Origin of the sequence: Streptomyces sp. CAU 1734, from assembly GCF_039888735.1 — a bacterium.
Classification (GTDB): Bacteria; Actinomycetota; Actinomycetes; order Streptomycetales; family Streptomycetaceae; genus Streptomyces.
This window is the reverse complement of sequence record NZ_JBDQQP010000001.1, coordinates 711600-726420: the sequence shown is the minus strand read 5'-3', so window position 1 is coordinate 726420 and position 14821 is coordinate 711600. Positions and strand designations below refer to the sequence as shown.

At 70.9% G+C, this 14821-nt stretch carries 9 protein-coding genes; 4 read left to right on the top strand and 5 right to left on the bottom strand.

Going from position 1 to position 14821, the window contains the following annotated elements; translation table 11 throughout:
• Window positions 1-36: 36 nt before the first annotated feature.
• Together AAFN69_RS03020 and AAFN69_RS03015 are read left to right on the top strand one after the other, a co-directional pair.
• Complete coding sequence (locus AAFN69_RS03020) at window positions 37-930, top strand: LLM class flavin-dependent oxidoreductase (RefSeq protein WP_347726630.1); 894 nt, start codon at window positions 37-39, stop codon at window positions 928-930.
• A 182-nt stretch (window positions 931-1112) separates the two neighbouring features.
• Window positions 1113-1976: a Cof-type HAD-IIB family hydrolase gene (locus AAFN69_RS03015; protein WP_347726629.1), complete on the top strand. Its 864-nt coding sequence runs from the start codon at window positions 1113-1115 to the stop codon at window positions 1974-1976.
• Window positions 1977-2103: 127 nt separating this feature from the next.
• On the opposite strand, the gene AAFN69_RS03010 is transcribed toward AAFN69_RS03015, so the two are convergent.
• The 5 genes from AAFN69_RS03010 to hisC form a co-directional block, all read right to left on the bottom strand.
• Window positions 2104-3891: a GAF domain-containing protein gene (locus AAFN69_RS03010; RefSeq protein ID WP_347726628.1), complete on the bottom strand. Its 1788-nt coding sequence runs from the start codon at window positions 3889-3891 to the stop codon at window positions 2104-2106.
• A 114-nt stretch (window positions 3892-4005) separates the two neighbouring features.
• Complete coding sequence (gene cydD / locus AAFN69_RS03005; protein ID WP_347726627.1) at window positions 4006-7560, bottom strand: thiol reductant ABC exporter subunit CydD; 3555 nt, start codon at window positions 7558-7560, stop codon at window positions 4006-4008.
• 136 nt (window positions 7561-7696) lie between these two features.
• Window positions 7697-8698 carry a cytochrome d ubiquinol oxidase subunit II gene (gene cydB, locus AAFN69_RS03000; protein WP_347726626.1) on the bottom strand — a complete coding sequence of 334 codons (1002 nt, stop codon included), beginning with the start codon at window positions 8696-8698 and terminating at the stop codon, window positions 7697-7699.
• A 22-nt stretch (window positions 8699-8720) separates the two neighbouring features.
• Entirely contained in the window at window positions 8721-10226 is a 1506-nt protein-coding gene (locus AAFN69_RS02995) for a cytochrome ubiquinol oxidase subunit I (protein WP_347726625.1), read from the bottom strand.
• A 440-nt stretch (window positions 10227-10666) separates the two neighbouring features.
• On the bottom strand, window positions 10667-11746 hold the full coding sequence (gene hisC, locus AAFN69_RS02990) for a histidinol-phosphate transaminase (protein WP_347726624.1): 1080 nt from the start codon (window positions 11744-11746) through the stop codon (window positions 10667-10669).
• A 360-nt stretch (window positions 11747-12106) separates the two neighbouring features.
• Between hisC and AAFN69_RS02985 the strand changes: the two genes are divergently transcribed.
• On the top strand, window positions 12107-13219 hold the full coding sequence (locus AAFN69_RS02985; RefSeq protein ID WP_347726623.1) for a LacI family DNA-binding transcriptional regulator: 1113 nt from the start codon (window positions 12107-12109) through the stop codon (window positions 13217-13219).
• A gap of 175 nt (window positions 13220-13394) precedes the next feature.
• Window positions 13395-14684 (top strand): metallophosphoesterase, encoded by a 1290-nt coding sequence (locus AAFN69_RS02980; RefSeq protein WP_347726622.1) that lies wholly within the window; start codon window positions 13395-13397, stop codon window positions 14682-14684.
• The last annotated feature ends 137 nt before the right edge of the window (window positions 14685-14821 follow it).

Sequence of the window (14821 nt, the reverse complement as noted above, 5' to 3'; positions counted from 1 at the left end):
CCAGGAGTGTTTCCGGCCAACCGTAGGCTCATGGTCATGAGCCTGCGTCTGAGCACCGTGATCCTCCCCATCCACCGCTGGCACGAAGGCGGCCGTGAGCGCTGGCAGCGCGCCGAGGAGCTGGGCTTCCACACCGCGTACACCTATGACCACCTGACCTGGCGCACCTTCCGCGACGGTCCCTGGTTCGGGGCCCTGCCCACCCTGACCGCCGCCGCCGGCGCCACCGGCCGCATGCGGCTGGGCACCCTGGTGACCTCCCCGAACTTCCGGCACCCGGTGACCCTGGCCAAGGAGCTGATGTCCCTCGACGACATCTCCGGCGGCCGGATCACCCTGGGTATCGGCGCGGGCGGCACCGGCTTCGACGCGACCGCGCTCGGGCAGGACCCCTGGACCCCCCGCGAGCGGGCGGACCGCTTCGACGAATTCCTGCCGCTGCTCGACCGGCTGCTCACCGAGCGCGAGACCACCCAGCGGGGCACCCACTACTCCGCCGTCGACGCCCGCGCCCTGCCCGGCTGCGTCCAGCGCCCCCGCCTTCCCTTCGCCGTGGCGGCCACCGGCCCGCGCGGACTGCGGCTCGCCGCCCGCCACGGACAGGCGTGGGTGACGACCGGGGACCCGAAGATTTTCGCCGAGGGCACCCCTGAGGATTCCCTGAAGGCCATCGGCGATCAGATCGACCGGCTCGGCCGGGCCTGCGCCGACATCGGCCGCGACCCCGCCGAGCTGGACAAGATCCTGCTCACCGGCTTCACCCCGGAAGCCAACAGCCCCCTGGAATCCCTCGGCGCCTTCACCGATTTCGCGGGCCGCCACGAGGAGCTCGGCTTCACCGAGATCGTCGTCCACTGGCCGATCCCGGACTCCGAATTCGCCTCCGACCAGAGGGTGTTCGAACAGATCGCCACCGAGTTCAAAGGCTAGGGATCTCCTTCGGACCCCCGGCGAACCGCTCCGCGGACGACCGGCCGCTCACGCCCTGTCCGTATCCGGGAGACCACCCGGATACGGACAGCGGCCCGGCGCGGAAGCGCCCCCGCCGCCCGAACCACTCACCTGTGCACCTTCCCGCACGCCCGTGCGACTCCGTACGGGAGAATGGAACGGTGACCTCAGCTACCGGCCCCACCCCGCCGCCCATCGCCCCCCGGCTGATCGCCACCGATCTGGACGGCACCCTGCTCCGGGACGACAAGACCGTCTCGGACCGCACCGTGGCGGCCCTCGCCGCCGCCGAGGCCGCGGGCATCGAGGTCTTCTTCGTCACCGGCCGCCCGGCCCGCTGGATGCAGGTCGTCAGCGATCATGTCCAGGGCCATGGGCTGGCGATCTGCGCCAATGGCGCCGCCGTCGTGGATCTGCACGCGGGCGGGGAGCTGCTGAAGGTGCATGCGCTGGACCGGGTGACCGCCCTCGATGTCGTCCACGCGCTCCGCGTCGCCGCCCCCGGCACCACCTTCGGGGTCGAGACCGCCGGCGGGTTCCACCACGAGCCCGAGTACCCGCAGCTTTTCTCCCACGACGCCGGCACGATCGTCGCGGCTGCCGAGAAGCTGCTCCGGGTGGAGAATCCCGCGTCCGACGCACCGGTGATCAAGGTGCTCGCCCACCACCGCGAGCTGGAGCCCGACGCCTTCCTCGCACTGGCCCGCGCCGCGGTCGGCGACCTCGCGTCGCTCACCCGGTCCAGCCCGTCATCCCTGCTGGAGATCAGCCGCGCCGGCATCAGCAAGGCCAGCACCCTGGCGCTCTGCTGTGCCGAACGCGGCATCTCGGCCGATGAGGTCGTCGCCTTCGGGGACATGCCCAACGACATCGAGATGCTGACCTGGGCCGGCACCTCGTACGCGATGGGCAACGCCCACCCCGATGTGATCGCCGCGGCATCCGGGCGGACGGCCTCCAACACCGAGGACGGTGTCGCCGTCGTCATCGAGGAGATCCTGCGGAGGCTCAACGGCGGCCGCTGACCCGGCCCCCCGCGCCACCGGCTCCGCCCCCGAGCCGGGGCGCGGCGTGAACCGGGGTACGGCGGCGCGGCGTGAACCGGGGTACGGCGGTGCGGAGCAACCGCCCCGGCCCTGTCCGCGGCAGTCCCTAGAGCGGGGCCTCCCAGTACACCGTGGTGCCCCGGCCGTCCTCGCCGATCCCGGGCCGGCAGTCGCTGGACCCGCCGAGCGATTCGGCGCGCCGGGCGAGATTCCGCAGCCCGCTGCGGCGTCCGCCCGCCGGGATGCCCACCCCGTCGTCGGCCACCGTCAGCCGCACGCCGCCGGAGCCGTCGGGCAGTCTCACCGTGGCGTCCACCACCACATCGATCCTGGACGCCTCCGCATGCCGGAAGGCGTTGGAGAGCGCCTCCCGCAGGGCCGCGATCAGGTTCTTGCCGGTGAGCTCGCCCACCGCGGAGTCCACCGCCCCGATGAACCGGTGGCCCGGCTTGAAGCCCAGCGGCACAGCGGCCATGTTGATCTCCCGGAGCACCCGGGTCCGCAGCCCGGACGGAGCCTCGGCCGGTCCCTGCTGGAGCGCGAAGATCGCCGTACGGATCTCCTGGATGGTCACATCCAGCTCATCGACGGCCTTGCCGACACCGTCCTGGACCGCTGGCACGGCCGATCTGCGCTGGGCGCCCTCCAGCATCATCCCGGTGGCGAAGAGCCGCTGGATCACCAGATCGTGCAGATCGCGCGCGATCCGGTCGCGGTCCTCGTACACCGCGAGCCGCTCCCGGTCGCGCTGGGCCTCCGCCATGATCAGCGCCAGGGCCGCCTGGGTGGCGAACTGCGTGGCCAGTGTCCGCTCCGCCTCGCTGAACTGCCGCGCGCCCCGGGTTCGCGGGGTGGCGAGCGCACCGAGGACGCGTCCGCCGCTCTGCAGCGGAAGCATCATGCTCGGCCCGTACCGCTCGGAGAGTCTGGTGACCATCCGGTCGTCGGTGGCCGCGTCCGTGACGAACACGGGCTCCCCGGCCAGCAGCTTGGCGACCACCCGGCTCTCCGGCCCGATGACCGACCCGAGCGGGCTGTCGGGCAGATCCGAGGCGACGGCGACGATTTCGAGGCCGCCCTCCTCGGCGGGCAGCATCACGATCCCGGCGGCGGCGTCGGCCAGTCTGCGGGCCTGCTCGGCGACGACCGCCAGCGCGTCATCGGCGTCGCCGCCGGAGAGCAGCGCCGTGGTGACGGCGACCGAACCGTCGATCCAGCGCTCCCGCTGGCGGGCCGCCTCGTACAGCCGGGCATTGCCGATGGCGATCCCGGCCTCGGTGGCGAGGACCCGCACCATGTGGAGGTCGTAGTCGTTGAATTCGCCCCCGCCGTGCTTCTCCGCGAGATAGAGATTGCCGAAGATCTCGCCCTGGACGCGGATCGGGACACCGAGGAAGCTGCGCATCGCCGGATGGCCCGGAGGGAATCCGGCGAACCGGGGGTCCGAGGTGAGATCGGCGAGTCTGACCGGGGCGGGGTCGTGGATGAGCGCGCCGAGAAGACCGCGATGACCGTCCGGGCGGCGGCCGATCCGCCGGGCGACGTCCTCACCGACGCCATGGGTCACGAAGTCGGAGAGTCCCTTGCCCTCCTCGTCGACGACCCCGATGGCGGCATAGCGGGCCGTGGCGAGTTCGGCGGCGGTCTCGCAGATCCGGTCGAGGGTGGAGTGCAGTTCGAGGCCGGTGCCGACCGACCGCATGGCCTCAAGCAGTTGGGGGACGCGGGCGGTGAGTTCCGTGGAGAGCCCCTGGAGGCTGCGGGTGGCCTCGGTCGCGGCGTCCAGCGCGTCCCCCCGCCCGTGCGCCTCGCCGTCCGGCCCGGACGGGTCCTGCCGGGCGGGCTCCGCCGAGCCGGACGGTCCGTTCGCATCCTCTGATTCGGGCACGGTCATGAGCTTGAGCCTAGTAACACCCGTTTAGCGACGAAAGTCGGCTGTGAGGCCGATCGGATGGAGCCCCTGGCCGCGAGGCCGTTCCGGGACCGGTGTCCACCGCCCCCGGCGCGGCTACGCGCCCACCGCGTCCACCACTCCGAGAAGGTCGGCCGCCCGCTCCCGTTCCACCATCCGCCGCAGTGGTCCGTCGACCAGGGCCAGTTCCGCGTACGCACCGCGCTGCACCACCGCCCCGTCCTCCAGTACGACGATCTCGTCCACCGTGTCGAGCCCCTGAAGCCGGTGGGTGATCAGCACGGTCGCCGCGCCCCGGGCCGTCCGGCCCTCCCCGGCCGACAGCAGATCCGCCGTCAGCGCGTCGGCGGTCGCCAGATCGAGGTGTTCGGCCGGCTCGTCCAGCACCAGTACGGGGAAGTCGGCGAGGAGCGCCCGCGCCAGCGCGAGCCGCTGCCGCTGGCCGCCGGAGAGCCGGGCCCCGTGCTCGCCCACCAGGGTGTCGAGCCCGTCGGGCAGCGTCTCGGCCCACTCCAGCAGCCGGGCGTCGGCGAGAGCCCGGCGCAGTTCCTCCTCGGTGGCCCCGGGGCGCGCGAGCCGCAGATTCTCCCGTACGGAACTGTCGAAGACATGGGCGTCCTGCGCGCAGAGACCGACGAACTCCCGGACCGTCTCCCCCGCCAGCGTGTCCGCCGGCACACCGCCCAGGGTGTACGTCCCGTCCCGGGCGTCCAGGAATCGGACCAGCACCTGGGCGAGCGTGGTCTTCCCGGAGCCCGAGGCGCCGACGACCGCGATCCGCCGGCCCGCCGTGACGGTGAGATCGATTCCGCCGAGCGCGTCCCGTCCGGCGCCCGCGTACCGGGCCCGCAGCCCGCGCACCCGGAGCGGGAAGGCGCTCTCGGGCGCGGCGGCCGGCTGCTCCGGTTCGTGTACGGGCACGGGCGCGTCGAGGACTTCGTACACCCGCTCGGCGCTCCGTCCGATCCGCTGCCGGTACTGCACGGCCAGGGGGAGTGCGGTGACCGCCTCGAAGGCGGCGAGCGGGGTGAGTACGACAACGGCGAGCAGCAGCCCGTCGAGCCGGCCGTCGCCCACCGCCCGTACTCCGGCGAGGGCGGCGGCCACCACGGTGAGGCCGCAGACGAGGGTGGAGAGTCCGCTGCCGAGCGCGGCGGCGGCGGCGCCGCGCGAGGCGATCCCGGTGAGCTTCCGGTCGGCCTCCCGGGCTCCCGCCATCCGGTCCGGGAGCGCGCCGGCGACGGTCAGTTCGGCGGTTCCGCGCAGCAGGTCGACCAGCCGGGTGGCGAGCGCCCCCCGGGCGGGGGCGAGCTGCCGCTCGGCCCGGCGGGCGATGGCACCGCTGATCAGCGGCACACCGACACCGGCGGTGAGCAGTCCGGCGGCGAGTACGGCGCCGGCCTCGGGCAGCAGCCAGGCGGTGAAGCCGACGGACGCCGCGCTCACGACGAGGGCGGCGCCGGCGGGCATCAGCCAGCGGAGCCAGTAGTCCTGGAGGGCGTCGACATCGGCGACGAGCCGGGAGAGCAGATCGCCGCGCCGGGTCCGGCGCAGGCCCGCGGGGGCGATCAGCTCCAGCCGCCGGTACACCGCGACCCGCAGTTCGGCGAGCATCCGCAGCACGGCGTCGTGGGAGACGAGCCGTTCGGCATAGCGGAAGACGGCGCGGCCGATGCCGAAGGCCCGGGTGGCCGTCACGGCCATCATCAGATAGAGGACCGGGGGCTGTTCGGACGCGCGGGAGATCAGATAGCCGGAGACGGCCATGAGTCCGACGGCGGATCCCAGGGCGAGGCTGCCCAGCAGCAGTGCGAGCCGGAACCGGGCCCGCTGCCGCCCGGCCGCCTGCCGGACCCTGGTGAGGACGGAGCTCCCGGCCCTGTCATCGGGGCCGGTGAAGCGGTACGGGTCCCCGTCGGGGAGCCCGTCCGGCCGCCCGTCGGCGCTCCCGCTCCCGCTCCCCGCGATCCGGTCCGCGCGCTCCGGTCCGGCAGGTGACACCGCCGTGGCGGTGTCGTCCCGGCGGGTGAGGGTGACCACCCGGTCGGCCACGGCGAGCAGCGCGGGGCGGTGCACCACCAGCAGCACGGTCCGGCCGGCCGCCAGACGGCGCACCGCGTCGACAATGCCCTCCTCGGTCTCCCCGTCGAGGGCCGCCGTCGGCTCGTCGAGCAGCAGCAGCGGCCGGTCGGCGAGGAACGCCCGGGCCAGTGCGAGCCGCTGCCGCTGACCGGCCGACAGCCCGCCGCCGTCCTCGCCGAGCACCGTTTCGGCGCCCCGCGGGAGCGCGGCCACGAATTCCGCCGCCCCGGCCTGCCGGAGCGCTTCCCGTACGGCCTCGTCATCGGCGCCGGGACGGGCCAGGCGTACGTTCTCGGCGACCGTCCCCGCGAAGAGGCAGGGCCGCTGGGGAACCCAGGCGATCCGCTCGTGCCAGCGGGCGAGGTCGAGCTCCGCGAGATCCCGCCCGTCGACCCGTACCCGGCCCTCGGACGGTTCGGTGAAGCCGAGCACCACATCGAGCAGGGTGGACTTGCCGATACCGCTCGGCCCGACCAGGGCGACGGTCTCCCCCGGCCGCACCGTCAGCGAGGCCGCGTCCAGGGAGGGTTCGGCGCGGCCGGGGTGGCGTACGGTCACCCCGTCCAGCTCCAGCCGGAGGGTGTCGGGCACCTCTCCCGTGCCGTTCTCGCGAGGCTCGGTCTCCAGGATGGTGAAGATCTCCTCGGCGGCCGAGAGCCCCTCGGCCGCCGCGTGGTACTGCGTACCGACCATCCGCAGCGGCAGATACGCCTCGGGCGCCAGGATCAGGATGACCAGCCCGGTATAGAGGTCCATGCCGCCGTGGACCAGCCGCATTCCGATGGTGACGGCCACCAGGGCCAAGGAGAGGGTGGAGAGCAGTTCCAGGGCGAAGGACGAGATGAAGGCGATCCGCAGGGTGCGCATGGTGGCGCGCCGGTACTCGCCGGTGATCGAGCGGATCGACTCGGCCTGCGCCTTGGAACGGCCGAAGATCTTGAGGGTGGGCAGTCCGGCGACCACATCGAGGAAGTGACCGGAGAGCCGGGAGAGCAGCCGCCACTGGCGGTCCATCCGGTTCTGGGTGGCCCAGCCGATGAGCACCATGAAGACCGGGATCAGCGGCAGGGTGCCCACGATGATGGCGGCGGAGACCCAGTCCTCGGTGACGACCCGGGCCAGTACCGCCACCGGGACCACCACGGCGAGGCCGAGCTGTGGCAGATAGCGGGCGAAGTAGTCGTCGAGCGCGTCGATGCCCCGGGTGGCGAGCGCGACCAGCGAACCGGTGCGCTGCGCGCTGAGGAATCCCGGCCCCATGGCGGCGATATGGGCCAGCAGCCGTCCCCTGAGCTCCGACTTCACCGCGGCACCGGCACGGTGGGCGGCGAGCTCGGTGAGCCAGGAGACGACCGCCCGGCCGGCCGCGACGGCGGCCAGCAGACCCAGGGCGCCGGCGAGGTCGCCGGCGGAGTGTCCCTGCTCGAAGGCGCCCACCACCACTTCGGCGATGAGCATCGCCTGGGCGACGACCAGCGCCGCCCCGAGAAGTCCGAGGAGTACCACCGCGAGCAGAAAGCGGCGGGTGGCCCGGGCGTACCGGAGCAGACGCGGGTCGATCGGTTTCACGTGAAACATCCCCTGCCGATGGGACCGGCCCGTCCGGGCCGGTGATCATCTCTGTTCGAACGAGGCGCCCGCCCACCGGTTGGGCGCCCGCTCAGCGGGTTCGGACTCAGCGAGTACCCACCCGGCGGGCTCCCGCTCAGTGGGCGTCGGCGATGTGCTGGGTGCCGATGCGCTTGCGGAAGACCCAGTACGTCCAGCCCTGGTAGAGCAGGACGACCGGGGTGGCGATGCCCGCACACCAGGTCATGATCTTCAGGGTGTAGGGCGTCGAGGACGCGTTGGTGACGGTCAGATTCCAGGCGTCGTTGAGCGAGGACGGCATGACATTCGGGAAGAGGGTGAGGAAGAGCATCGCCACCGCCGCCACGATCGTCACTCCGGAGAAGGCGAACGACCAGCCCTCCCGGCCCGCCTGATTCGCCCCGATCGCGGCCACCAGGGACACCACCGCGATGACCATCGCGATCAGGCTGGTGCCGTCGCCGTGGGCCGCCTGGGTCCAGAGCAGGAAGCCCAGTGCGAGCACGGCGGTGGCCAGTCCCAGCTTCAGCGCCAGCGCACGCGCCCGCCCCCGGATGTCCCCCACCGTCTTCAGCGCCACGAAGACCGCGCCGTGGAAGGTGAAGAGGGAGAGTGTCACCAGTCCGCCGAGGATGGAGTAGCCGTTGAGCAGGTCGAAGACATTGCCCACGTACTCCATCTCGCCGTTGATCTTCACCCCGCGCACGATGTTGCCGAAGGCCACACCCCAGAGGAAGGCCGGCAGCAGGGAGGTCCAGAAGATGGCGTTCTCCCAGTTGGTCTGCCAGCGGTCCTCGGGCCGCTTGTGGCGGTACTCGAAGGAGACTCCGCGCACGATCAGACAGATCAGGATGAGCAGCAGCGGCAGATAGAAGCCGGAGAAGAGAGTGGCGTACCACTCGGGGAAGGCGGCGAAGGTCGCCCCTCCGGCGGAGAGCAGCCAGACCTCGTTCCCGTCCCACACGGGCCCGATGGTGTTGATCAGAACACGGCGTTCCTTGCGGTTCCGGGCGAGCAGTTTGGTCAGAACACCGACCCCGAAGTCGAATCCCTCGAGGAAGAAGTATCCGATCCACAGGACGGCGATCAGGACGAACCAGACGTCGTGAAGTTCCATGCCTCAGCAGCTCCTCAGGGCCTCAGTAGGAGAAGGCCATGGGCCGGTCGGCGTCACGGTCGTCGCCGCCGATCTTGGTTGGCGGATTGAGGTCGGCCTCGGTGAGTTCGGGCGGTCCGGCCTTGGCGTACTTGACCATCAGCTTGAACTCGATCACCGCGAGCACCGCGTAGAGCGAGGTGAAGATGATCATCGAGGTGAGCACCTCGCCCTGGGAGACACCGGGGGAGACCGCGTCCTTGGTGCGCAGCACTCCGTAGACGACCCAGGGCTGCCGGCCCATCTCGGTGAAGATCCAGCCCCAGGAGGTGGCGATCAGCGGGAAGGTCATCGTCCAGAGGGCGACGATCCAGTACCAGCGGCTGAACCGGGCACCCAGCGGCTTCTTGAGAAGCACCAGATGCGGCACCTCGTCCTCCCCGGTCCGCAGCGCCCGCGGGAGCAGGAACCGCTTGCGGGTGAGCCAGAGACCGATCAGCCCGATAGTGACGGAGGCCATACCGAAGCCGATCATCCACCGGAAGCCCCAGTAGGCGACCGGGATGTTGGGGCGGTAGTCGCCGGGGCCGTACTTCTCCTGCTCGGCCTTGTTGATGTCGTTGATGCCGGGGACATACGAGTCGAAGTCGCCGTTGGCCAGGAAGGAGAGCAGTCCGGGGATCTCTATGGCGACCTTGTTGTGCCCCTCGTCGACATCTCCGTAGGCGAAGATCGAGAAGGGTGCGGGGGCCTCGCCGTCCCACAGGGCCTCGGCGGCGGCCATCTTCATCGGCTGCTGCCGGAACATGACCTTGCCGAGTACATCGCCGCTGATGGCGGTGAAGAGCCCGGCGACGATCACGGTGACCAGACCGAGCCGGAGCGAGGTCCGCATCACCGGGATGTGCTTCCCGCGCGCCAGATGGTAGGCGGCGATCCCGACCATGAAGGCGCCGCCCACCAGGAAGGCGGCCGTGATGGTGTGGAAGAACTGCGCCAGCGCGGTGTCCTGGCTGAGCACCCGCCAGAAGTCGGTCAGCTCGGCCCGGCCGCGCTCCTCGTTGATGCGGTAGCCGACGGGGTGCTGCATCCAGGAGTTGGCGGCCAGGATGAAGTACGCGGAGAGGATGGTGCCGATGGAGACCATCCAGATACAGGCGAGGTGGATCCGCTTCGGCAGCTTGTCCCAGCCGAAGATCCACAGCCCGATGAAGGTGGACTCGAAGAAGAACGCGATCAGCGCCTCGAAGGCGAGCGGCGCACCGAAGATGTCGCCGACGAAGCGGGAGTAGTCCGACCAGTTCATACCGAACTGGAACTCCTGCACGATGCCGGTGACCACACCCATGGCGATGTTGATCAGGAAGAGCTTGCCCCAGAACTTCGTCGCCCTGAGGTACTTCTCCTTCTCCGTCCGGACCCATGCGGTCTGGAGGCCCGCGGTGAGCGCGGCGAGGGAGATCGTCAGGGGGACGAAGAGAAAGTGGTAGACGGTGGTGATACCGAACTGCCATCGCGCCAGGGTCTCCGGCGCCAGAGCCAAGTCCACAGCCTCATCTCCTTACATCGGCGTGGTCGAGCGGCAGTTTGCCCGATTAATCCCAACTATCGAGGGATGAACGGGACACGCTTGTGAACGCGTTCACATTCACAAGCAATTATGGACCATACGAAAACCACACTGATGAGCGGGGTACCCCTTCGCGACAATCCGTCCGGAGCGGACATCCCCGCCCCCGCCGGCCGGCGCGGCGGCCCCGGCGGCAGGGCGGGTGCGGCGGTGCCCGGACATGGCTCCGCCCCGGTCCTCACGGCGGAGAGCCGGGGGAACCGGGGCGGAAAAACCGGATCACGGGAACCGAGCCGCGGGCTCCCGGGGCCGGGGCAGCGGGGCCCGGGGCAGGGGCAGGGCAGCGGCGGCGGCGGCGGAAAGCCTTCCGGACCGGACGCGATCAGCCCGGAAACCGGAGAGCGCGGCGGGCTCCGGCGTCAGAGCTCCTTGCGGAAGCCGTTCGCCGTGTGCAGCAGGAGGTCATTGGCCTCCTCCTCCCCGATGGTGATCCGCACACCCTCCCCGGGGAACGGCCGCACCATCACCCCCGCCTTCTCGCACACGGCCGCGAAATCGGCGGTGCGCTCGCCGAGCCGCAGCCAGACGAAGTTCGCCTGCGTCTCCGGCACCGTCCAGCCCTGGGCGACCAGGGCCTCGTACACCCTGCCCCGCTCGGCGACGAGCGAGCCGACCCGGCCCAGCAGCTCGTCCTCGGCACGGAGCGAGGCGACCGCCGCGTCCTGTGCGAGCTGGCTCACCCCGAACGGCACCGCGGTCTTGCGCAGCGCCGCCGCCACCGGCTCGTGCGCGATGGCGAAGCCGACCCGCAGCCCCGCCAGCCCGTACGCCTTGGAGAAGGTCCGCAGCACCGCCACATTGGGCCGGTCCCGGTAGATCTCGATACCGTCCGGCACCTCGGCGTCCCGGATGAACTCGCGGTACGCCTCGTCCAGCACCACCAGGACATCCGACGGCACCCGGTCGAGGAACCGTTCCAGCTCGGCCCGGCGCACCACGGTCCCGGTCGGATTATTGGGGTTGCAGACGAAAATCAGCCGGGTCCGGTCGGTGATCGCCGCGGCCATCGCGTCCAGGTCGTGCACCTCACCGGCGGTCAGCGGCACCCGTACCGACGCGGCCCCGCTGATCTGGGTGATGATCGGGTACGCCTCGAAGGAGCGCCAGGCGTAGATGACCTCGTCACCCGGCCCCGAGGTGGACTGCACCAGCGACTGGGCGACGCCGACCGATCCCGTACCGGTCGCCAGATGCTCCAGGGGCACACCGAACCGGTCCGCCAGCTCCGCCATCAGAGCGGTGCAGGCCATGTCCGGGTAGCGGTTGAAGCCGCCGGCCGCCGCGACCGCAGCCTCCATCACCCCGGGGAGCGGCGGGTAGGGGTTCTCATTGGACGACAGCTTGAAGGCGGCCGGGCCACCGGCGACCGCCGGCCGGCCCGGCTTGTACACGGGAATGCCGTCCAGCTCGGCTCGCAGCTTGGGGCTCGTCTCGCTCACCGCAGGGTCCTCCTCGACCGTTGTACACCGCTGAACCAGTACCAATACTGCTCACCTTATGAGGATTCCCGCCCGCTGCGAATGGCCGGAGCGGGAAAGGGGGAGCGCTCGATTCCCTGGCGCACGCCGGTGGCTCACTCCGTGGCGCGCATCCCCCGTAGAGGTGAGTTGAGACCTCTTCGAAACATCGACCATTCAGCAGGTCAGCGCGACTGGACGCCCGATTCAAGATAGGCGAAACGTTCAACTCCCTTACTTTTGAAGGGAGTTAATGCGTTATGATCATGCAGAAACGTGCCTGTCAACGAGTGAATATGCGACCGGCCCAACCGCCCATGCGAGCCCTACTATCGGCTCGCCATGACAGCAGCAGGGAAGCACCAGGTGAGCCGGACGGACACATCCCGCCGGGGGAACCGGCAAGGTCGGGCGGGCATCCGAGACGTCGCCGCCGCAGCCGGTGTCTCCATCACGACTGTCTCCGACGCGCTCAACGGGAAAGGCCGGCTCCCGGACGCCACCCGCCGGCATGTCCGCGAGGTCGCCGACCGACTGGGCTACCGCCCATCGGCGGCGGCCCGCACCCTCCGCACCGGCAAGTCGGGGCTCATCGGCCTGACCGTGACCACCTACGGAGACGAACCGTTCACCTTCACCGAGTTCGCGTACTTCGCCGAAATGGCGAGAGCCGCGACCTCGGCCGCGCTCGCCCGCGGCTACGCACTGGTGATCCTCCCGGCCACCTCACGCCATGACGTCTGGTCCAATGTCGCCCTCGACGGCACGGTCGTCATCGATCCGTCCGACCACGACCCGGTCGTCACCGAACTGGTCCGCCAAGGGCTCCCCGTCGTCTCCGACGGCCGCCCGGCCGGCACCCTTCCGGTCACCGCCTGGGTCGACAACGACCACGAAGCAGCCGTACTCGATCTGCTCGACCACCTCGCCGACGCCGGCGCCCGCCGGATCGGCCTCCTCACCGGCACCACCACCGACACCTACACCCGCCTCTCCACCACCGCGTATCTCCGCTGGTGCGAAAGGGTGGGCCAGGACCCGGTCTACGAGTCCTACCCCGCCCACGACCCGTGCGCCGGGGCGGTGGCCGCCGACCGGCTGCTCGCCCGCCCCGACCGGCCCGACGCCGTGTACGGGCTCTTCGACCCCAACGGCACCGACCTCCTCGCCGCCGCCCGGCGGTACGGGCTCCGCGTCCCCGACGATCTGCTGCTGGTCTGCTGCAGTGAGTCAACCGTCTACGCCGCGACCGATCCCCCCATCACCACCCTCTCCCTCAAGCCGCGCCGCATCGGCACGGCCGTCGTCCAGCTCCTCATCGACGCGATCGAGGGAGTCAATGACGACCGGCCGGTCGAGCAGGTGATACCAACCGAATTGATCATCCGGACGTCCTCGCAGCGCCGCTCCCCGAGGACAACGGTCAGCGCGCCACGCTCACCGTCATCGGATTAGAACTCCCCAATCAGGACGAAACCGCCGACGCGTCACGGGTGCGGCACGGATTCACCACCCCTGGTGCGTCACAGAGCACGCGCCGCATTCCTATGATGGGCGGACGACACCGCGGACCACCCCGACCAGGCTGGGCCGAGAGGTGAACGGCGGCGCGACGGTGGTGGAGGGGTCGATGACTCAGGGGGCCGGTCAGGGACCCGTGGTGCGGACGGCGACGTTGCGCGATTTCCGCGTCCCGCCCTATGCGCAGGTGCCCGTTCAGTCACAGGCGCCCGGGGCGGAGACGGAGCCGCGGACGGCCCCCGAGCCGCCCGCCGCACCCCCGGTCCGGGCGCCGGAGCCCATTCCGGCACCCCCGGTCCAGCCACCGCCCGCAGCACCCCCGGTCCAGCCACCGCCCGCAGCGCCTCCGGTGCAGGCGCCGGAGCCCGTTGCGGCGCCCCCGCGCCCCGATGAGCCCGCACCCCCCGCCCAGCCGCCGTACGCCCCCTCCGCCCACCCCGGGAACGCCGTACCGGAAGGAGAGCTGCCGGACGGCTACACCCCGACCGAACGCGACCTTCCGGTCATCGGCCGCACCGCTCCCGGCGACACGGTCACCCTCCAGATCACCCCCGCCGAGACAGGCACCTCCGAGGGACCGGGCCCGCTCTATGTCGTCGGCGACGTCCACGGATATCTCGACGAACTCACCGACGCGCTCGCCGCGCAGGGCCTCATCGACGCCGAGGGCAACTGGGCCGCGGGCAATGCCCGCCTCTGGTTCCTCGGCGACTTCACCGACCGCGGGCCCGACGGGATCGGCGTCATCGACCTGGTGATGCGCCTCTCCGCCGAGGCCGCGGCCGCCGGGGGCTACTGCAAGGCCCTGATGGGCAACCATGAGCTGCTCCTGCTCGGCGCCAGGCGCTTCGGCGACACGCCGGTCAACTCCGGCGCCGGAACCGCCACTTTCCAGGCCGCCTGGCTGCTCAACGGCGGCCAGAAGTCCGACATGGACCGCCTCCAGGACGTGCACATCCAGTGGATGGCCCGGCTCGACGCGGTGGTCGAGGAGGACCGGCACCTGCTGCTGCACTCCGACACCACGGCCTATCTCGAATACGGATCGACCATCGAGGACGTCAACGAGACGGTTCACGAGATCCTCACCCGCAATGACGCCGACGAATGCTGGGATCTCTTCCGCAAACTGACCAAGCGCTTCGCCTTCCGCGACGAGGACGCGGGGCCGCAGGCCGTGCGCGAACTGCTCGACACCTACGGCGGCGACCGCATCGTGCACGGACACAGCCCCATCCCCTATCTCCTGGGCGAGGTCGGCACCGAGGACGGCGGCGAGGAGACCCGTCCGGCGGTCGAGGGACCGCATGTGTACGCGGACGGCCTGGCCATCGCCATGGACGGCGGAGTGACCATGGCCGGAAAACTGCTGGTCGTCCAACTCCCGCTGCCCGATTGAGCAAAGATCGGCTCACGTTTTCCCGAAACCCTCTGTCACCCCGCGCCGGAACGGCTCTACCATCGGCCTATCCGTAGCAGGCTCTCCTCCGTTTCCGCCCAACCGCCCGTATGCAAACGGGCGAACCGGCCCTACGG